Consider the following 20,751-nt stretch of genomic DNA (forward strand, 5'->3'; position numbering starts at 1 on the left):
CGGCTTGCTGGAACTACATCCGCAAGGTGAGATCCAGGATGGCGTTGGGCTTTTCGTCCTCGAGGGAGTCGAGCACCATTTTTGCGCCGCTGAAGTCTTGGAAGGCCGTATATTCGTCCGGAACAACGATGCAGGCCGCACCGGCGGTCAAAGCGCCCTTGCAGGCCACCTGCGACGACACGACGGCCACGAGGGTGGAGTGTTCCTTGTCGCACTGCTTGAGCATTTTCAGCCAGTCGTCGGCGCGCGGGAAGGATTCCTTCACCTCTTCCGGAATGATCAGCTCCACGCCAAGGGCGTCGAGGCCGAGCCTGGCCATCAGCTTTTTGGCCGTGGCCACGGGCAACGCCGTGAAGGTGACCACCGGAATTCCGCGCTCTTGCGTGGCCTTGATCAGTTTGGCGAGACCGCTATCGAGTTCGGCTTCGTTTTCGCAATAGTTGGCAACGGTCTTATCGACTTCGGCGACGGCCTTTTCGATGGCATCGGCTTTTTTACCGGCCTGCGTGAGGACATCGGTAACGGCACTGCGGTGCAGTGGCGACATGCCGGAACGGGAAAACATGATAGGCGAAAGCTCAACGCCCTTGGTGCCGACCGCGCTTTTGACCGACTCGAACTCGACCGCGCGAGTCTTGGCGGCAACATACTCCAGTTCAAAGATCAGGGCGTGGGTCGTGCGGGTTGCTTTTTCTGCAGCGCTCATGAAATGCTTTCTCCTTAATATACGGCTGTTTTTTAAAAAATGAGGGCGTAGTGTATGTAGCTTGTTCCCCAAGGTCAACACCCTATTTTTGAAGTGAATCGAAGGTCGGGACGGGGCCGGAAAACAATTCCCTCATATAAAGGGTTGCATGGGGACGGCACGACATGGATGATATGCCGAATTTTGAAAAAACAAGGCTCTGTAACGACGGGAATTTACGGAAAACACTATGAAAAAAGCGATTATTGCACTTGAAGACGGCACCTGCTTCGAAGGCCGCGCCTTTGCGGGTTCCGGCGAATTCTACGGCGAACTGGTCTTCAACACCTCGATGACCGGCTATCAGGAGATTCTTACCGACCCCTCCTACCATGGCCAAATCGTCACCATGACCTATCCGCTCATAGGAAACTACGGCATCAACGACGAAGATGTGGAATCGCGCGGAATTTTCGCCCAGGGCCTGGTGGTGAGCGAATGTTCCCGCATCCACAGCAACTGGCGAGCAACCAAATCGCTCCCCGAATACCTGGAGGAAAACGGCAAGATCGGCGTGGATGATGTCGACACCCGCGCCATCACCCTGCACATCCGCGACAAGGGGGCCATGAAGTGCGTGGTTTCCACCGAGGATCTCGACAAGGAGAGCCTGGTCGCCAAGGCCAAGGCGTCCGAAGGCCTCGTCGGCCGCGACCTCGCCTCCGAAGTCACAACCGCCTCAACCTATGTCTGGCCGGAAGGGGGCAAGCCCGATGCCGTCTATAAGGTTGCGGTGATCGACTGCGGCATCAAACTCAACCAGTTGCGCATCCTCGCCGATCTGGGCTGCGAATGCACCGTCTACCCGAACAACTCCAACGCCGACGAAATCATCGCCACCCAGCCCGATGGCATCTTTGTCTCCAACGGTCCCGGCGACCCGGCCGGCGCACCGGAAACCACCAAACTGGTTGGCCAGCTGATCGAATCCAAGATTCCGATGTTCGGCATCTGCTTCGGCCACCAGATGCTGGGCCGCGCGCTTGGCGCCAATACGTTCAAGCTCAAGTTCGGCCATCGCGGCGGCAACCAGCCGATCCAGGACTTGCGCACCACCAAGGTGGAGATTGCCTCCCACAACCATGGCTTCTGCATCGATGCCGACACCGTGAACCCGGACGTGGCCGAAGTCACCCACATCAACCTCAACGACAACACGGTCGCCGGCCTCCAGCATAAGCTGCAACCGCTCTTCTGCGTGCAGTACCACCCGGAGGCCGCCCCCGGCCCCCACGACCCGTTCTACCTCTTCGAGGAGTTCATCGACTTAATGAAGGAAAACCAAAAATGAATCATCCCGAATGGATCGCCATTTTAGATTACGGCTCCCAGGTCACGCAGCTGATCGCCCGCCGCATCCGCGAACAGAAGGTCTACTGCGAAATCATCCGCTTCGATACCTCCGCCGAAGAGCTCAAGAAACGTGCGCCGAAGGGCATCATCCTTTCCGGCGGCCCGTGCAGCGTTCCGGACGAGGATTCGCCGAAGTGCGATCCCGCCCTCTTCGACCTCGGCATTCCGATCCTCGGCATCTGCTACGGCATGCAGCTGACCGCCCACACCCTGGGCGGGTCGGTCAAGCCGGGGCTCAAGCGCGAATATGGCAAGGCCATGATGACCATCACCAAGGACTCGCCGCTCTTCAAGGGGCTGGCGCCCGACCTCCAGGTTTGGATGAGCCATGGCGACAAGGTGGAAACCATGCCCGAAGGGTTCGAGGCCGTTGCCGAATCCGACAACTGCCCCTACGCCACCATGCAGAACCTCGACCGCAACATTTTCGGCGTCCAGTTCCATCCGGAAGTGGTGCACACCCCCCAGGGCAAGGAAATGCTCTGGAACTTCGCCTTCAAGGTGTGCAAATGCTCCGGCGACTGGGAAATGTCCAAGTTCGTCGAAGATACCATTCGGCAAATCCGCAAGCAGGTGGGTGAAAACCATGTGCTGCTCGGCCTCTCCGGAGGAGTCGACTCCTCCGTCGTCGCCGCCCTGCTCCATAAGGCGATCGGCACCCAGCTCCACTGCGTCTATGTGGACAACGGCCTGATGCGCTACCGCGAAACCGAGGAGATCGAAGATCTGTTTGGCCGCGCATTCGGGATCGACCTCCACGTGGCGCACGCCGGCGACCTTTTCCTGGGCAAGCTCAAAGGCGTTTCCGATCCGGAGCAAAAGCGCAAGATCATCGGCAGCACCTTCATTGATGTCTTTGCCGAAAAAGCGCGCGGACTCAGCGACAAAGTGAAATTCCTGGGCCAGGGCACGCTGTATCCGGATGTCATCGAATCCGTCTCCCCGATTGGCGGCCCTTCCGCCACCATCAAGAGCCACCACAATGTCGGCGGGTTGCCGGACGATCTCCAGTTCGACCTGGTCGAACCGCTCCGCGAACTCTTCAAGGATGAAGTCCGCGAAGTGGGCCGCGAGCTCGGGTTGCCGAGTTATGTGGTTGATCGCCAGCCCTTCCCGGGCCCCGGACTGGCCGTCCGGATTATCGGCGACATCACCCCCGAGCGCATCGAAGTGCTCCAGCAGGCCGACCTGCGCGTCCGCGAGGAAATCATGAAGATGACGAACCACCTCGACGTGTGGCAATACTTCGCCGTCCTCCTGCCGATCCAGACCGTCGGCGTCATGGGCGACGACCGCACCTACGAAAGCGTCGTGGCGGTCCGCGCCGTTGAAAGCCGCGATGGCATGACGGCCGATTGGTACAAGCTGCCCTACGAAGTGATGGACTCGATTTCGAACCGAATCATCAACGAAGTCCCCGGCGTTAACCGCGTCTGCTACGACATTAGCTCCAAGCCGCCGTCCACGATTGAATGGGAATAATTCAGAGGAAAACAAAATGCCCAAGAGAGACGACATTCACCACATTCTAATTATTGGCTCCGGACCGATCGTGATCGGCCAGGCGTGCGAATTCGACTATTCCGGAACGCAGGCCTGCAAGGCGTTGCGCGAGGAGGGGTATACGATCTCGCTGATCAACTCCAACCCGGCGACGATCATGACCGACCCGGCAACCGCCGACCGCACCTACATCGAGCCGATCACCCCCGAGGCGGTCGAGAAGATCATCATCAAGGAAAAGCCGGATGCGATCCTGCCGACCCTCGGCGGACAGACCGCGCTCAACACGGCCATGAAGTTGGTTGAGCTAGGCATCCTCGAAAAATACGGGGTGGAAATGATCGGCGCCAACTACGACGCCATCATGCGCGGCGAAGAGCGCGACCTCTTCAAACAGGCCATGGCCGAAGCCGGCATCGAAACCCTGCGCAGCTACGAGGTGCACGACCTCGTGGAAGCCAAGCGGGTCGCCGAAGAAGAACTCGATTTCCCGATCATCGTCCGCCCCTCCTTCACGCTCGGCGGAACCGGCGGCGGCATTGCCGACAACATGGAAGAGCTCATGGGGATCGCCGAGGGCGGCCTGAAGGCCAGCCTGACGACCGAAGTCCTGCTCGAAGAGTCCGTGTTCGGCTGGAAGGAATACGAGATGGAAGTGATGCGCGACAAGAAGGACAACGCCGTCATCATCTGCGCCATCGAAAACATGGATCCGATGGGCATCCATACCGGCGACTCCATCACGGTTGCCCCGGCGCAAACCCTCACCGACCGCGAATACCAGATCATGCGCGATGCCTCGTTGAAGGTGCTGCGCGTGATCGGCGTCGAAACCGGCGGATCGAATGTCCAGTTCTGCATCCATCCCGATACGGGCCGCCTGGCGATCATCGAGATGAACCCACGCGTATCGCGCTCCTCCGCGCTGGCCTCCAAGGCGACCGGTTTCCCGATCGCCAAGCTGGCCGCCAAGCTGGCCGCCGGCTACACGCTCGACGAGCTGCCCAACGACATCACCAAGGAAACCCCGGCCTGCTTCGAACCCTCCATCGACTATGTCGTAACCAAGCTACCGCGCTTCACGTTCGAAAAATTCCCGGCTGCGAATCCGAAGCTCGGCGTCAGCATGAAGTCGGTCGGCGAAACCATGGCGATTGGCCGCAACTTCAAGGAATCGCTCCAGAAGGCGTTCCGCTCCCTGGAGATCGGCGTGGACGGTCTCGATCTGAAAGCCGAAGCCAAGGTTGAGAAAGCGAAACTCGACAACTACCTGCTCACGACCTGCACCGAGCGCACCATCGCCATCAAGATGGCCCTGAAGAAGGGATATTCCATCGAGAAGATTCAGGAAATGACCAAGCTCGACCCCTGGTTCATCGACCAGATCCTGCAGATCGTCGAGATCGAAAAACAGATTGCCGATGCCCCCGAGCTGGATCACGACCTGCTGAAATTCGCCAAGAAGAACGGCTTCTCCGACGAGCAGATCGGCGTACTCCGCAACTGCACCGGAAATGCAATCCGCGCACTCCGCAAAAAACTCGGCATCATCCCGGTCTACAGCCTGGTCGACACCTGCGCCGGCGAGTTCGCGGCCTCCACGCCCTACTTCTACTCCACCTATGGTGGCCAACTCGACGAAACGCGCCAGACCGGAAAACAGAGCGTCATCGTGCTCGGCTCCGGCCCGAACCGGATCGGCCAGGGCATTGAGTTCGACTATTCCTGCGTACACACCGTCAAGGCACTGCGCGAAATGGGCTACGAGGCCATCATGGTCAACTCCAACCCGGAAACCGTTTCGACCGACTACGACACCTCCGACAAGCTCTACTTCGAGCCGCTCACCTTCGAAGATGTCATGAACATCTACGAGGCCGAAAAGCCGCTCGGCATGATTGTCCAGATGGGCGGCCAGACCCCGCTCAACCTGGCCGACCGCCTGCTGGAGGCCGGCGTCCCGATTCTCGGCACCTCGCCAAAGAGCATCGCCGCAGCCGAAGACCGCGAACTGTTCCGACAACTGCTCGACAAGCTGGAACTCAAGCAGCCCGAATCGGCAACCGCCAAAACACTGGTAGAGGCGGAAGCCATCGCCCATCGCATTGGCTTCCCGGTCATGATCCGCCCGTCGTTCGTCCTCGGTGGCCGCGCGATGATGGTCGCCTACGAGGAAGAGGAGCTCGAACCGTTCGTCAACGCGGCCTTTGCCGCCAGCCCGGACTTCCCGGTGTTGATCGACCGCTTCCTGGAACACGCCATCGAAGTGGACGTCGATCTCGTCTGCGACGGCACCGATGTCTATGTTGGCGGCGTAATGGAGCACGTCGAGGAAGCCGGCATCCACTCCGGCGACTCCGCCTGCTCGATCCCGCCCTACACCCTCTCCGACGACATGGTTGCACGCATCAAGACCGCCTGCACCGCCATGGCGATGGAGATTGGTGTGAAAGGCCTGATGAACGCGCAGATCGCCGTCAAGGACGACGAGTTCTACATCATCGAGGTCAACCCGCGCGCCTCGCGCACGGTTCCCTACGTCAGCAAGGCCACCAATGTTCCTTTGGCCAACATTGCCACGCAGATTGCAATGGGCAAGACCATCAAGGAACTCGGGCTGGTTGGGTTCGAACCCAAGATTGAGTGGTATGCCGTCAAGGAAGCCGTCTTCCCGTTCAACCGCTTTGCGGGCGTCGACCCGATCCTCGGGCCGGAAATGAAATCCACTGGAGAAGTGATGGGCATCGACAAATGCTTTGAGCTGGCGTTCTGGAAAGCGGAAGTTGCCGCAGGCCAAGTACTGCCGACCGAAGGAACCGTCTTCCTGAGTGCAAAAGACCGCGACAAGGACTGGATTGTGGAGGTTGGAAGGGAATTCGTTGCACTGGGCTTCAAGCTAGTTGCCACCGAAGGTACGGCCCAGGCGCTGCACAACGCCGGACTGGAAGTGACCCTGACGCACAAGCTTTCCGAGGATGGAAAGAATGTCATCGACCTGATGAAGAGCAATGGCGTCCACCTGCTGGTCAACACGCCCAGCGGCCCCGTTGCCCGCGTGGACGAAATCAAGATTCGCTCGGAAGCCATCCTGCGCGGCCTACCGATCGTCACCACGCAATCCGGCGCCGAAGCATCGGTCAAGGCCATCAAATACATCTCGGAAAATGATTGGGACGTGAAGCCCATCCAGGAATACCACGCATAGGCCCGGTTCATTGATCAGGAAAAGCGCCCGAAGAGATTCGGGCGCTTTTTTTTGAACGCCAAGGGGTGGTTTGCGTCAATACAGTCGTAATTGAATGAAAATAGAGGGTTTTTCTTTCTCCTTTTCCCTCTGTTGAACCGGGGCGGTCGCTAACCACGGCCGCCTTTTTTTATGCCAACAGCTCCTGAACCGCGCGGAAGACCTGCTCCGGGGAAATCGAAGCCAAGGCTTGGGTCGCCAATTCCGAGTTTCGCGAGATCTCGCGCGCCTTGACCGTACTGTTCTGAACCACCCGGAACCGTCTTGCCAAGGGGCCCGTTTTGTCGGGATCGGTGATGCCATAGATGCCGACAACCGGAGTTCCGACCGCGGCGGCGAGGTGCATGCCCCCACTGTCGTTCGCAATGGCAACCCGACTGTTTTTCAGCAATCCCGTCCACTCTTTCAGGTTGGTTTTCCCGGCAACACTTGTTGAGCGGCGGCCCAATCTTTCCGACAGCTCTTCACAGGCGGAGGCATCCGCCGCTCCTCCGGCGAAAACAAGGGCAAGGTCCGTTTCAGCAAGAATCCGTTTTGCCAGTTCCTCGAAATGGGACAGGGGCCACATCTTGGAAGCGCCCCTTGCGGCGCCGGGCATCAGGACGGCATAGTTTTCCAACCCGGGGAATGCGGCATCAGGCACATTGAGTTCGGGCTGCTCCCGCACCAGCTCGACCGACGCCGGAGCGAGGATCGGGAAATATTCATTCGACTGATGCCCCCCGGCCAAGGGCACCACCTGGGTCAGCATCAGGCTGCGCAACTCGCCTTTGAGGCCAATGCGGTGGCGTATGCCGGCCATGGTGGGCAGAAAGGCGGAACGGAAGGAGTTGGGCAGAATGCAGGCCTTGTCGAAGTCCAGCGCCCGCAGCTTCGCAATGTTGGCTGCCGTTTTCTTTTCCAGGCAGAGTATATCGTCGGGAACCGGGTGCATTTCCCAGAGCGGCTTGAGATAGGGCTTCACCAGCACCGTAATGTGCGCCTGCGGGTTTTCGGCGCGGCAAGCCTGGATGGCGGGCATGCTCATGATGGCATCGCCGATCCAGTTGAGGCCGATAATGAGTATGCGTTCCTGCGTCATGCCGCCCGGGGTGATTTGAAACAAATGCGTGAAATCCAGTCCATGAACTCCTCTTCGCCACTCAGCATCTCGATTTCGACGCGCATATAGATGACCGGAATGTCTCGGCGATCCACAAAGGGAAATCGGACGGCATCCTTTTCCGTGGTCAGGATGGCGTCGGCACCACGTTGGATGCTTCTATTGATGGTGTTGATGATTTCCTGCTGCGAAAAGCGATGGTGGTCGGCAAACCGGCGCTTATAAACGATTTCCGCGCCGAATGCCTCGAGCGCGCGCTCAAAGCTTTCCGGAACGGCGATGGCGGAGACGGCGGCAATCTTCATGCCCTTGAGCTTATCCAGCGGGTAGGTTTGCTCGCCGAAGACATCCTTCAAATACTTGGCCGCATGGCGGCATTCGGAGATTTCGGCCACCGGGTTCATGCGGCGCAGCTGTTCCTTTAGTTCCGGCTCGCCCTCTTCCCCGCACTTGGTAATGAAGATGAAGCCGGCGCGCTTGATGTTGCGCATCGGTTCGCGCAGCAACCCCCGTGGCAAGAGATGCCCGCCGCCAAAGGGATTGGTGCGGTCCACAAGGGCGATATCGAGACGATGCCCGAGTTTGAGATACTGGAAACCATCGTCGAGAATCAGCGTGTCGCAACCGAGCTCCTTGATGGCGTATTTCCCGGCCTTGACGCGGTCCTTGTCGACCACGACCGCCACGTTGGGCAGGTTGGAGGCGAGCATGTAGGGTTCGTCGCCCGCCGTCCAGGAATCGAGCAGCAACCGCTTGCCATCGGAAACCACGCGCGGCGGGGTTTCGATCTTTCCGGTGGTGATGCGCTGGATCATCTTTTCGCGGAACGACATTTCCTTGCTCTTGTATCCCCGGCTAAGAATGGCCACCTTGCGCCCCTGCTGCTGAAGGTTGCGGGCGAACACCTCCACCACCGGGGTCTTGCCGGTTCCGCCAACCGTCAGGTTGCCCACGCTGATCACCTGGCAACCCAGCGTATTCGGGCGGATGATGCGGTGCTTGTAGAGCATCAGGCGCACTTGGACGATCACGGAGAACAGGAGCGATAATCCCTTTAGAAGGATCCGTAGCGTGGTTGGCCACTTGCCCTTTTCCGTGCCATCCAACACGGACAGCATATAGGTTTCCAGGTTCTCGATTTTGCGTTTATTCGACATAGATTGGTGCAGTGCTAAAAAAATGTGTGCGCACTATACCCAAAACCTTAAATTCTTCAAGGAAGGACTCGTACACATAAAAAAGCGCGCCTCCCGCCGGCGGCAGGAAGCGCGCATTCTCCAAACCAATAAGCCTACGCTTAAAGGTTTAGGGCCTTGCGGAGGGCCTCGATCTTGTCGGTCTTTTCCCATGGGAATTGCGGACGGCCGAAGTGGCCATAGGCCGCGGAGTCGCGATAGCTCCATCCGCTCGGGGTCATCAGGCCAAGATCGGCAATCAACGCGCTCGGGCGGAAATCGAAGATTTCGCCGGATTTGAGCACTTCCTCGATCAAATGATCGTCCACTGTGCCGCTGCCGTAGGTATCGACGTTGATGCTCAACGGCTTCGGAACACCGATGGCATAGGCCACCTGGATTTCACATTTATCGGCCAGGCCGGCGGCAACGATGTTTTTCGCCGCATAGCGGGAATAGTAGGCTGCCGAACGGTCCACCTTGGACGGATCCTTGCCCGAGAAAGCCCCGCCGCCATGGCTGCCAACGCCGCCGTAGGTATCGACGATGATCTTGCGCCCGGTCAGCCCGGCGTCCCCGTGGGGGCCGCCAATCACGAACTTGCCGGTCGGATTGATGAAATATTCGGTATCGTCCTTCAGCAGCCCGGTCGGGGCGAGCACATCCTTGCACACCTTGATCAGGTCTTCGCGAATCTGCTCCAGCGACACATCGTCGGTCTGATGCGAGATTACAATGGTTTCAATCGAAACCGGTTTGCCATCGACGTGCTTAATGGAAACCTGCGACTTGGAGTCGGGGCGAAGATACGGGATGGTTCCTGCCTTGCGGATCTTCTGGAGCTCGTCGAGGAGGCGATGGCTAAAGGCCAACGGCGCCGGCATCAGCTCTTCGGTGGCGTTGGACGCATAGCCGAACATCATGCCCTGGTCGCCGGCGCCCTGCTCGGCAAAAAGGCCCTCGCCTTCGGTCACACCCTGGGAGATATCGGGCGACTGCCCGTGCAGGCGGTTGATGTATTCGAAGGTCTCGGAACAGAACTCCAGCTCTTCGCGGTCGTAGCCGATATCGCGGCAAACATCGCGCGCAATTGCTTCGGGATCAATGTTATCCCAACCGGCACAGGTGATTTCGCCGGCGTTGACCACGAGGTTGGTGGTGGTCAGCGTTTCGCACGCCACACGGCTCTTGGAATCCTCCGCAAGGCAAGCGTCAAGAATGGCGTCGGAAATCTGGTCGCATACCTTATCGGGATGCCCTTCGGAAACGGATTCGGATGTAAAAACGTGGTCTACTCGGATTTTGCTCATAAGATACCTCTATTCGTTTATTCGGATTAGTGAATATAGATGCGGAATGTAGCGGACGGATTGAACGGATTCCATAAAAAAAATTGCAAAACACATCATTAGAGGCCACGGAAACGGCCACGGCCGTGGCTATTTCCGTGGCACCGTATGCCGAGGGATTCTCCTGCGCGACCAGAAAGCTTGACCCGCCGCACCGCACCAACCTACTGTTTGCGTCCAATTTGGACTACATTCATGAAAGAATTCACAAAAGACGACCTGATCAATTTCCTGCCCCGCTTCGAAACCTTTGTCGGCATCGACTCCGATGGCTGCGTGTTCGACACGATGGAAGCCAAGCAAAAGGACCATTTCCACCCGGCGATCATACGGCACTGGGGGCTGGAGGCGATTGAACCGCAGGTGCGTGCGGCGGCGGAATTCACCTATCTCTATTCCACCTACCGGGGCCTCAACCGCTTCCTCGGCCTCTGCAAAACCTTCGAGCTACTCAATGACTGGCCGGAAGCGCGTGACCATGCGAAGCTGCCCGACCCAACCGACCTGCATGTATATTGCGACTCCGGCTTGCCCCTCAGCAACGCCACCCTTAAAGCCGAAGCCGAGCGCACGGGCAGTCAATTACTGGCGGAAGCGCACGCCTGGAGCGTCGAGCTCAACGCAGACATCGACCAAAACATGCCCGATCCACCTCCATTCCACGGGGTTGAAAAGGCACTGGCACGCATCCAGAAAACCTCAGATGCCATTGTCATCTCCCAAACCCAGGCGGTGGCCTTGCTGAAAGATTGGTATCGGGATGATTTGGCGAAATATGTTTCCGTGATAGCCGGCCCGGAATTGGGCAGCAAGATCGACCATTTCACCATGTCCGCGGTTGATCGCTACCCGGCCAACGCGATTCTCATGATGGGCGATGCCCCCGGCGACATGGCCACGGCCCAAGCCATTGGCTGCAATTTTTTCCCGATCAACCCCGGCAAGGAAATAGAAAGCTGGCAGCGCTTCATGGATGAAGGCTACGATGCATTTCTCGCCGGGGGGTTCTCGGAGGAATACCAAAAAACATTGATTCGTGAATTCAAGGCCTTGCTGCCGGGGACACCGCCGTGGAAACGGAATTCCTAAACCCGAATTACCCAAGAACGAAACACATCCAAATGAACAATGACAAAACAAAGAGGAGTCCCTTCCCCGTTTTATACATTGAAGCCTTTGGGTTTGGGATTTGTTTCGGATTTCGATATTAGTGCTTAGAATTTTTAGCCGGAGGCTGTAATGGAAATTGACAAGCTAGTTAAGCTGCTGACCCAGTTTAAACAGGGAGAGGTCGATCTGCCTGAAACATTGTCCACCCTCAAGCAACTTCCTTTCGAGGACATGGGTTTTGCCAAGGTGGATCATCATCGAGCCTTGCGCACCGGATACCCGGAAGTCGTCTTCTGCCAGGGCAAGACCCACGAGCAGGTGGAAAAAATTTTCCAGGCACTCGAAAAGCATAACGACAATATTCTCATGACCCGTGCCGAACCGGCGCTCTTCGAACGGCTGGCCAAGGTGGACGGGCGGTTGGTCTACAACGAGCTGGGGCGCACCATCTCGCTCGAAAACGAAGGCCGGCAAAAGAGCGGCAGTGTTTTGGTGATTTCCGCGGGAACCGCCGATATCCCCGTTGCCGAAGAAGCCGCCGTTACCGCATCCATTTCCGGCGCAAACGTCGAACGCCTTTACGACTGCGGCGTTGCCGGCATCCACCGGTTGCTGGCGCAAACCGACAAAATCCAGCAGGCGCGGTGCATCGTGGCCGTGGCCGGCATGGAAGGCGCCCTGCCCTCGGTCGTCGGTGGTCTCGCCCCCTGCCCGGTGATCGCCGTCCCGACCTCGGTCGGATATGGTTCGCACCTGAACGGCCTCGCCCCGTTGTTCACCATGCTCAACTCCTGCGCACCGAACATAACCGTCGTCAACATCGACAATGGCTTTGGAGGGGGCTTCTCGGCCGCCATGATCAACAATGGAGTGAAATGTGATCCGTGAGGCGTGAATCCCACGACTCAACCATCACTCTTCACGCTCCTAAATACTTGCATACGGGCATAGGTTTCCGCGATATTCCGCCCTTTGCAAACAAGGAGTATTTTATGGTTAAGGCATGCGATCTGAAGAAACAGCACGTCATCGATATCGACGGCGCCCCACACTGCATTGAAAACATTACGCAACAGTCCCCGACCGCGCGGGGTGGCGGAACGCTCTATAAAGTCCGGTTCCGCAATGTGTCGACCAAAGCGAAGGTCGACAAAACCTACCGTAGCGACGATGCCTTGCAGGAAACCTCCGTCGACACCAAAGAGGTTTCGTACGATTATAAAAACGGAGACCGCTACTCCTTCATGGATCTGGAATCCTACGAACCCTTTGAGCTAACCGAAGAGGACATCGAAGACATTCTCCCCTTCCTGACCGAAGGCATGGAAGGCATTACCGCCCTGATCTCGGAAGGACGAATCCTGACCCTGCGCGTACCCGACACCATCGACCTTGAAATTGTCGAATGCCCACCGGCCATGAAAGGGGCATCGGCCACTTCTCGCACGAAACCGGCCACGCTCAGCACAGGCCTGATTGTCCAGGTTCCCGAATATATTGCTCCCGGCGAAACCATCCGCGTCGATACGCGTGAACGCAAGTTTCTCTCCCGGGCCTAAAACCCAGCCACCGATGAACACGGGGATCCCCCGAGTTCATCGGTGTTGATCCGTGGCCATGAATACCCCAACCCCAGTTTTGGTTTTGGCGCCAATGCGCGGCATTACCACGATGCATTACCGCCAGGCCTTCGTCCGCCATTTCCGGGGTTTGGACATCGAGATGGCGCCATTCATCCCCACCGTCAGTGCGGAGCGGATCAATCCGAAGCTCCTGAAGGACGTGCTGCCGGAAAACAATTCCGGCCTGCCGCTCATTCCCCAGGTCATCGGCAACAAGGCCGACGACTTTGTGCAGATGAGCATGGCCCTTCACGACCTCGGGTACGACGAGGTCAACTGGAACATGGGTTGCCCGCATAAACCCATCCGCAAAAAAAGGCGCGGATCGGGGCTACTGCCCTATCCGGACACGGTCGATGCCATCCTCGACCAGGTTTGTGCCCGGAGCCCGCTCAGGATTTCAGTCAAGGTGCGGCTTGGCGTTTCCGACAAATCGGAGCTGCTCAAGCTGATTCCCGTGCTGAACAACTATCCGCTTAGTGAAGTGATTGTGCATCCGCGCACGGCGGAACAAATGTATGACGGCACCGTTGACCTCGATGCGTTCGAGGAAGCCTACGCGGCCCTCGAACTCCCCGTCTGCTACAACGGCGACATCAACACCCCTGGTTTCCACCAAGCCCTAAAGGATCGTTTCCCGCAAATTAACCGCTTCATGCTGGGGCGCGGCCTGCTCGCCAACCCCTTTCTATGCGAACAAATCAAGGGGGGAACATCACACTTATGCAAGTATGATAATCCCATCGGGCGCATTCAGGACTTCCACAACGACCTGGTGTCGCAGTACGAAGGCGTCTTGCATGGAGACCACCCCGTTCTTGGAAAAATGAAGGAATTCTGGACATACCAGGCAATGCACCTTTCCAATGGGCGGAACATGTTCAAGAAGCTCAAGAAGACCCAGCACCTCGCCACCTACAAGAATATCGTTGCCGAATTCCTGGCCGAGGCGGATTGGAACGCCTGAAAAGAGCAGATTTAAATTGCTTCGTTCGCCAAACTCTTCTGCAATGAGCCCATGAAAAAAATCGGATTAGCGCTAGGCGGCGGCGGGGCCAAGGGATTTGCACACATCCCGATTCTGGAAGTGTTCGACGAACTCGGCATCAAGCCCGCTTGCATCACTGGCACCAGCATCGGCGCTATCATGGGCGCGCTCTATGCCTCCGGGCACACGGGGAAGGACATCGCGGACATGATCGATCATCTGATCGTGAAACCCCAGAAATCGTCGCTGAAGGATTTTTTCCGTAACAAGGATCTCTTCAAGTTTCTTCAGCTGATGGATCCGCAGCTAAGCCTAAAACCCAAAGGCCTGATCAAGGGGGACAAACTACTGGCCTTCCTGTACGAGCAAATGCAGGTTGACTCCTTCGAGGAGCTGAAGATTCCACTCAGCGTGGTGGCCACCGATTTCTGGCGCAAGGAACAGGTGGTCTTCAACCAAGGCGATCTACTACCTGCGGTTCGGGCCAGCATGGCCATTCCCTATGTCTTCACCCCCATCATCATGGATGACCGAATCCTGGTTGACGGCGGGCTGGTCAACAATGTGCCGCACGACCTTCTCAACCCCCAGTGCGACATTCAAGTTGCGGTCGACATCACGGGAAACAACTCAAAACCAAAAACCAAGATCCCGTCCCCGCTGGATGCCATGTTCAACACCTATGATGTGATGATGGATGCCATGGCTCGGGAAAAACTCAAGAACCATCCCGTCGACATCTATCTGCAACCCCCAATCATGGATATTGAAATGCTCGACTTCCATAAAGCCGAAACCATCTATCAACAAGGACTCGCCGCCAAGGACGACTTCAAGCGCAAACTCGAACACCAGCTCGAAAGCAAAGCACCAGAGCTCGATTGGCTCCGGAGAAAATAATGCAACCGGACTGGATCCTGATCGACGGCTACAACCTGCTCCACACCATGGACGAACTGGCCAGCCTGCTCCGCACCGACACACAACTTGCCCGGCACCGCTTGGTTAGAATGGTCGAAGGCACTGCGCACCGCATGGCACCGAAAACCACCATCGTGTTCGATGGCCGAGAAGCCGGGCAGGACGATGCCCTCACGTCCAACCATCTGGAAATCTATTTCTCACCAGGCAGGCATACCGCCGATACCATCATTGAACGGCTCGTTGCCCGCTTTCCAAACCCAGGCAAAATCCTGGTGGTCACGTCCGACCGAGCTGAAGCAAACGTGGTTCTAAGCGACGGTGCCCAGGTGATGTCATCGCAGGAATTCATGGCCCAGTGCGAAGCCGACTCGCGCAAGACCGTGCAGAAGCAACCCCGCCCCGGCCAGGAACCCAAACTCGGCGACCTATTCCCCGACGGGCTTTAATGAACTACTTGAAGTCCGCTTTAAACGCATCTTCAATATCTCCCGGCACCGACATGATTTTCATGAACTCCGTCATCGTGAGCTGCGGGAAGCTAAGGGCGAGGTAAAACTTCGCATGAAGAATGTTTGCCTCTCCATTTTCAATCAGAACCGTGTAGGGCAACAACTGCGACTGCCCCATCGTCCCCAGCTTTTCATTAAACTTCTCCAGACCATCCGGGAGAGCAACGCCGCAAAGCATGGACGAACCATCCCCCTTAATATCCAGCGAAAACACGAGTCGGTCCGCAGCACTCGACGCTAGCTTTTTAAGCAGCTCCGAAGTCGCCCCCTTGGCGACCCGCACAAAGCCGTCATACTTCGGCATGCCCATCATGAAATTATATTTGGCCAACTCCTTCGCCTTCAGGTGATCCTCCGTCGGCTTGAGTTCTCCAAGAGCGGCCTTCAGGGCGTTGACCGATGGCGTTGCCATGGTGTCCTCGTAGTCCTTCTGATAGAACGCACGGATGAAATATTCCGGGTTCGATGCAACCAGCTCCTGCCTTTCGGCATTATGCAGAACCCGCAACACAGAGATAAACCCGCGCCCAGATGCAGAACCCAGTTTTTTCAGATCATCCGAGGTATAGATGACCGAGGTATAGCTGGAGTTCCCGTTGACGGCATGCTTGCCGACCACTTCCAGTCCGGCTTCATTTAGTTTTGATTCAAGCTCGGATAGCGGCACATAGGCCGCCGTAAAATCCGTTGAGATGATCGGCTCCGCCGCAATTGCAGCTCCGTTCATTCCTAATCCGAGCGCCAAGACACCGATCCACCACTTCATGACCCACCTCCATGTTTTTAGAGTCGAACAAAGGTGCCACAACGCCGAACATTTACAAATGTTTATATTAGGTAGTTTTAATTTTAGATGAAATCCGAGGTAGGATTTCGGATGCCCTAAATGGATTCGATCCGGACATCGCCGAGCAGCTGTTCAACATCGTCCGGCTTTAAATACCCCGATAGCAAATTCAGTGCATTTGCCGCACCGCAGGCCATTCCAACCACCAGCGCATCAACCATCGACACGCCCTCATTCAGCGCAACCGCCAACCCCGCCGTCACCGCATCGCCGCTACCCACCGGGTTGATGGCCCGAATCTTCGGCGGAACAATTTCCAAGGCCTGCTGTTCGTCCACGAAAAAGGCCGTCTTGCCACCGCGGGTAATGAGCACCGACCGGGCTCCGAACTTCATGAGTTCCCGACATGCAACCATCAGGTCATTTCCACCAACCGTTGCCAGCAGCTCCACATCATTGATTTTCACGATGGCCGGTTCATGCTCAAGCGCCAGCAGCAGCGGTTCCCCCGGCGCATCCAGAATCACACGTCCACCCTGGTCATGGGCCAGCTTGCAGATTTGGGCATACGCATCCGCCGGCGCACCGGCCGGGAGCTTTCCCGCAATGGGAACGATTGCCCCGTGAAGATCCAACGACTCAAACAGCTTCATCATGTGCCGCCAATTATCCAGGCTGAGCGGAGGCATCTCCTCCACTAGCTCCGTCGTTTCCGGATTCCCCTCCTCCACCAACGTCTGGCAGACCCGCGTCTCTCCATCCACCACCACATGCCGGTAACCGACATCCTCCCGATCCAGCATTTCCTCCAGCAGCCGCCCGTTAGCCCCCCCCACAAACCCAACCAAAACCGGGTGGCCACCCTGCTGTTTGACCATCCGCGCCGTGTTTGCGCCCTTTCCACCAATGCCAACCGTAACCTTCACGGCTCGATTCACCACGCCTTTTTCGATTTTCGGGAACTCAAGGATTCGCTGGACACAAGGCGTAAAGCCGCAACAGATAATGGGTTTCGTAGATGTCTTCATATGCAAAACAGGAATACGTCATTTTTTTAAAAAATGACAGTAGACAAACCAAATTTTTCGGGTATGTTATTCGCTCCTTCAACGGAAACGGTGGGGTAGCGAAGCGGTCAAACGCAGCAGACTGTAAATCTGCCCTCTTAGAGTTCGATGGTTCGAATCCATCTCCCACCACCATCTTAAAAACCCCAGTAAAACAGCGTTTTTACTGGGGTTTTTTATTTATCGGCAACAATCACTTATACACAACTGCTCGTATAAGATTGCTTCAGATCTAACTGTAAGACCCGAGTTAATCACACCCAAATCACACCCATGCTGGGCTCTCCACCAAAAAAACTCAAAGTTAGGTTCTCCACCAAATGCGGCGTCGAGGGCGGTTTTCTGGAGAAACCAAGGCTCTCCACCAAATACGGCGCCAACGGCAGAGATTCATCATGCCGCCATGTACCACTCCTTGCGGGGATAGACATGGACATAAATATTCCGCTCATCATCCCCCGGATCAGGATTCTCATTTTCCCGCGCTTAAGCTTCCTCCACAGTTGTGCACAGATTTTCCCGGGAGCCTGCTCCAGCATTGAATTCCGACATGCGGCGCAGCACCTCGGGATAGTCGGAGACCGGGAAGCGTATGCTGACGCGAAAACCCATATCAGGCGGGCCGTCGTAATCAACTTCATCATCCCGGATGACCAGTGACAGGTCATCAATCATGATGTCATACATCCAATCGTCCTCTGATTCCGTTTCCATTTTTGCTCGATAGTACAGCCCATCTCGCTCTCTTTTCCCAAAGATACAGTTCAAGAAGGGGGACACGTCAAACTCATCGATTAATACCCACATGACGTCTCCAAGGTTGTTGTATTCATCACCATTGTTCTCGCACGACATGAAGGTCATGATGTCGGCCTTCCACATCTCTAGGATCAGCGGGGCAATTCCCTCATCAACCTCCGCTGCCATTTCACCATATTGTATATTGATCTGCTTATGTTCGGTTTCCATTTCTATCTCCTATTGTTTCTCTCGATAGCCGGTGAATTAATGACCTTAGCCCTGAGAAGCTCCTCCGCACTGATCTCGTTCTTAATGCCGGGCACGAACAGCAAGGACGTAACCGCATGCATCTTCCTTTGCACTTTATCGGTCATTACCGACGCAACGAATCCACCACGCTCAGAATTAAACGTGCTATATAAGAACGTATCCCGAGAAGTAATATTCAATCGTTGAAATCCGAATACCACCGGACACCCCAGAGACCGCTCCAATAATGGGATCAACGTCTCGGGCTGCGGGAAGTCATCAACCACGGGAAAATGCGCCATACAGCTCAGATCAACAAACATCGCTTCGTTCTCATTGCTATCGCCAAAGCAGTGAACATACCCTAACGGGGTTCGTTCCTCGGGAATATAGGTATTGTACAAAAGCCCGCCATGCCCGGTAGCTGTCGTCGATAATTTACCGACCAACGGACTCTCTTCCATCATCGCCGCGAACTTTATCTTTGATGCGTTCGTATCCAGCTTCCAGATGGGATGCGCCGCGAATGCGAGCAACGACTCGCTCATATTTTGTGCCACGATCACTTCATTCATATTAATCTCCTTATACTTCGGGCCGTTCTGCCCTGTTGATTTAGTATTCATTTCTTTCTCCTTAGTTCCTTAACGTTACACTGCGCGTTATTTCCCACTCCTGGCACTTTATGCCCGTGCCCGATCCCTCCCTGCACCTTTGTTCCCTGTTCTGTTTGACGCTCTATAAATAGAGCGACAAACAAGCAAACAGGGGAACAGCAAGCTCCTGCCTGTTTCTGTTTGTTGCTATCGACAAACAGGGAAACCCCAATGTTTTCACTGGTATCCTCCTGCTTGCTGATTCCTGTTTGATGTATCGTGAAACAGGTCATTATTGTTTTCCCGCCGTTTTGGCGTTCAGCCGTTCGATTTCCGTATCAAGATGAACCTGATCAATGGCGTAAAGCATCTGCTTGCGGCTAAGCCCCAGCCCATGGTTCGTGACGATCACGTCTTGCTCCACTGCCAGCTCAATTAGCTGTTTTGAACGGGGTTTAGTTAAGCCGGCAGAGACCCTGACCGCTTCCGTCAAACTGCCTTTATTGAGCACACCAGACTCAGCCTCCCCCAGGCAATCCGACACGTGCTCCAGAAAGTCCTCCAATGGTTGATCGGTTGTCGGGTTCTTGTTGGACGACCTACTGGTCATCGCAAGCGGAGCCTTGTCTGAGAGTTCGAAAATTCCGTCCTCCCATACTGCTGTGAATGCAGGTTCCGATGGATAGTTCCGCTTGATGGCCTCGATCACCTTCAGGGCACCCCCAGTGGCGTGCGGAGTGATGGTCAGAGCACAATCGTAGTCGCGGGCGAGAATACCACTGCCAGCTCCCCGATCTTGCGCCTGGCGATCACCTGCGGCCCCCTTTGCATCGTGATGGACATAGACAACGGCAACCCCGGTTTCCGCCAACTGGTCAAACCCAGCCAGAAGCGGCTTCCAATCTCGTGCGGAGTTTTCGTCGCCTTTCAAAAGTTTGTAGATGGGGTCGATGACTACAACCTCAGCATCCATCTCTTTTGACTTCGCAGCAATTTTTGAAACCACCACGTCCATACCGCGTCCGTTCACGACCTCTAAGCGCGAGTGTAATGTGGAGATATCCATTGCAGACCACACTTTGCGCACCCGCCCATGAAAATGCGTTCCTTTGACCTCCAGTTGAACCATCAGTACGCGCCTGGGCTTAGGGATATCCCATGTAAGAAACTCCCGCCCAGCAGCTATAGACATGGTCAACTGCAGAGTGAAGAATGTCTTGAACGATTTTGAAGGTCCAATGATGCAGACCTTATCTCCGGCATCGAATAAGTTGGAAACAACGGCATCCACCGGATCGGGATCACTGGCCATCCAGGCATCGGCGTTGACAGAAACAAGCGCGGTATGCTTTGCCACCACCTGACCCTTACTCCCCCCTATCTCCGGTGCGAAACTTTCTCTGGTCGATGCCGACCTCCGCGGTAAGAGCGCCTTACGCTGAGAAAGGAAATCCCTCCGGGATGGTGTGCGTCCTCGCCGTGAGCCATGCTCAGGCGAAGACATTGCCAGATCAATCTTACCGAACTCGCCGTCCCTATATTCAGCGTCGGTGTTCTTCGCGGAGGACACGGTGCCATCCACAAACTCCGCAGATATTTCTGCCGGAGCATTATCAGCGCTCTGCGGCCCGGAGCCTATTGCATGAGCTGCTGTTGACTCGGGGGCACCCTCTATATTGGCGCCCGA

General features: G+C 56.3%; 18 protein-coding genes and 1 tRNA gene. 10 read left to right on the forward strand and 9 right to left on the reverse strand.

Annotation, left to right across the window (positions count from 1 at the left end; all coding sequences use genetic code 11):
- Positions 1–13: 13 nt before the first annotated feature.
- On the reverse strand, positions 14–706 hold the full coding sequence (locus E9954_RS09445) for an HAD family hydrolase (protein ID WP_136078933.1): 693 nt from the start codon (positions 704–706) through the stop codon (positions 14–16).
- 229 nt (positions 707–935) lie between these two features.
- Between E9954_RS09445 and carA the strand changes: the two genes are divergently transcribed.
- From carA to carB, 3 genes are read left to right on the forward strand one after another with little or no spacing between them, the layout of a single operon-like run.
- Positions 936–2,036, forward strand: coding sequence for a glutamine-hydrolyzing carbamoyl-phosphate synthase small subunit (carA, locus tag E9954_RS09450; protein WP_136078934.1), 1,101 nt, complete (start codon positions 936–938; stop codon positions 2,034–2,036).
- Positions 2,033–3,580 (forward strand): glutamine-hydrolyzing GMP synthase, encoded by a 1,548-nt coding sequence (gene guaA / locus E9954_RS09455; protein ID WP_136078935.1) that lies wholly within the window; start codon positions 2,033–2,035, stop codon positions 3,578–3,580. Before carA ends, guaA begins: the two co-directional genes overlap by 4 nt.
- A 16-nt stretch (positions 3,581–3,596) precedes the next feature.
- Entirely contained in the window at positions 3,597–6,806 is a 3,210-nt protein-coding gene (gene carB, locus E9954_RS09460; RefSeq protein WP_136078936.1) for a carbamoyl-phosphate synthase large subunit, read from the forward strand.
- Positions 6,807–6,975: 169 nt separating this feature from the next.
- Here the strand turns inward: carB and waaF are convergent, their stop codons facing one another.
- The 3 genes from waaF to metK form a co-directional block, all read right to left on the reverse strand.
- Positions 6,976–7,950, reverse strand: coding sequence for a lipopolysaccharide heptosyltransferase II (gene waaF, locus E9954_RS09465; RefSeq protein ID WP_136078937.1), 975 nt, complete (start codon positions 7,948–7,950; stop codon positions 6,976–6,978).
- Complete coding sequence (gene lpxK / locus E9954_RS09470) at positions 7,923–9,104, reverse strand: tetraacyldisaccharide 4'-kinase (RefSeq protein WP_136078938.1); 1,182 nt, start codon at positions 9,102–9,104, stop codon at positions 7,923–7,925. The genes waaF and lpxK overlap by 28 nt, the downstream gene beginning before the upstream one ends.
- A gap of 140 nt (positions 9,105–9,244) precedes the next feature.
- Positions 9,245–10,432 carry a methionine adenosyltransferase gene (gene metK / locus E9954_RS09475; RefSeq protein WP_136078939.1) on the reverse strand — a complete coding sequence of 396 codons (1,188 nt, stop codon included), beginning with the start codon at positions 10,430–10,432 and terminating at the stop codon, positions 9,245–9,247.
- Between the two features lie 234 nt (positions 10,433–10,666).
- Between metK and E9954_RS09480 the strand changes: the two genes are divergently transcribed.
- The 6 genes from E9954_RS09480 to E9954_RS09505 all read left to right on the forward strand — a co-directional run bounded on the left by E9954_RS09480 (position 10,667) and on the right by E9954_RS09505 (position 15,561).
- Positions 10,667–11,560, forward strand: a complete 894-nt coding sequence (locus E9954_RS09480; protein ID WP_136078940.1) for an HAD family hydrolase — start codon at positions 10,667–10,669, stop codon at positions 11,558–11,560.
- Positions 11,561–11,710: 150 nt separating this feature from the next.
- On the forward strand, positions 11,711–12,469 hold the full coding sequence (gene larB, locus E9954_RS09485; protein ID WP_136078941.1) for a nickel pincer cofactor biosynthesis protein LarB: 759 nt from the start codon (positions 11,711–11,713) through the stop codon (positions 12,467–12,469).
- Positions 12,470–12,573: 104 nt separating this feature from the next.
- A complete protein-coding gene (gene efpL, locus E9954_RS09490; protein ID WP_136078942.1) occupies positions 12,574–13,140 on the forward strand; it encodes an elongation factor P-like protein EfpL in 567 nt (188 codons plus the stop codon).
- A 58-nt stretch (positions 13,141–13,198) separates the two neighbouring features.
- The gene (locus E9954_RS09495) at positions 13,199–14,170 is read left to right on the forward strand and encodes a tRNA dihydrouridine synthase (protein WP_136078943.1); all 972 of its coding nucleotides are present in this window, start codon (positions 13,199–13,201) and stop codon (positions 14,168–14,170) included.
- Between the two features lie 51 nt (positions 14,171–14,221).
- Positions 14,222–15,091 carry a patatin-like phospholipase family protein gene (locus E9954_RS09500; protein ID WP_136078944.1) on the forward strand — a complete coding sequence of 290 codons (870 nt, stop codon included), beginning with the start codon at positions 14,222–14,224 and terminating at the stop codon, positions 15,089–15,091.
- Positions 15,091–15,561: an NYN domain-containing protein gene (locus E9954_RS09505; protein ID WP_136078945.1), complete on the forward strand. Its 471-nt coding sequence runs from the start codon at positions 15,091–15,093 to the stop codon at positions 15,559–15,561. The genes E9954_RS09500 and E9954_RS09505 overlap by 1 nt, the downstream gene beginning before the upstream one ends.
- Before the next feature lie 4 nt (positions 15,562–15,565).
- Here the strand turns inward: E9954_RS09505 and E9954_RS09510 are convergent, their stop codons facing one another.
- Positions 15,566–16,390 (reverse strand): hypothetical protein, encoded by an 825-nt coding sequence (locus E9954_RS09510; protein ID WP_136078946.1) that lies wholly within the window; start codon positions 16,388–16,390, stop codon positions 15,566–15,568.
- 116 nt (positions 16,391–16,506) lie between these two features.
- On the reverse strand, positions 16,507–17,439 hold the full coding sequence (locus E9954_RS09515; protein ID WP_136078947.1) for a 1-phosphofructokinase family hexose kinase: 933 nt from the start codon (positions 17,437–17,439) through the stop codon (positions 16,507–16,509).
- 89 nt (positions 17,440–17,528) lie between these two features.
- Here E9954_RS09515 and E9954_RS09520 point away from each other — a divergent pair.
- Positions 17,529–17,613, forward strand: a tRNA-Tyr gene (locus E9954_RS09520).
- 351 nt (positions 17,614–17,964) lie between these two features.
- On the opposite strand, the gene E9954_RS09525 is transcribed toward E9954_RS09520, so the two are convergent.
- From E9954_RS09525 to E9954_RS09535, 3 genes are all read right to left on the reverse strand, one after another.
- Positions 17,965–18,447 carry a hypothetical protein gene (locus E9954_RS09525; RefSeq protein ID WP_136078948.1) on the reverse strand — a complete coding sequence of 161 codons (483 nt, stop codon included), beginning with the start codon at positions 18,445–18,447 and terminating at the stop codon, positions 17,965–17,967.
- Positions 18,448–18,449: 2 nt separating this feature from the next.
- Entirely contained in the window at positions 18,450–19,094 is a 645-nt protein-coding gene (locus E9954_RS09530) for a hypothetical protein (protein ID WP_136078949.1), read from the reverse strand.
- 262 nt (positions 19,095–19,356) lie between these two features.
- A complete protein-coding gene (locus E9954_RS09535; protein WP_168442120.1) occupies positions 19,357–20,421 on the reverse strand; it encodes an AAA family ATPase in 1,065 nt (354 codons plus the stop codon).
- Positions 20,422–20,751: the final 330 nt, after the last annotated feature.

This window comes from Pontiella desulfatans (assembly GCF_900890425.1).
GTDB classification, from domain to species: domain Bacteria; phylum Verrucomicrobiota; class Kiritimatiellia; order Kiritimatiellales; family Pontiellaceae; genus Pontiella; species Pontiella desulfatans.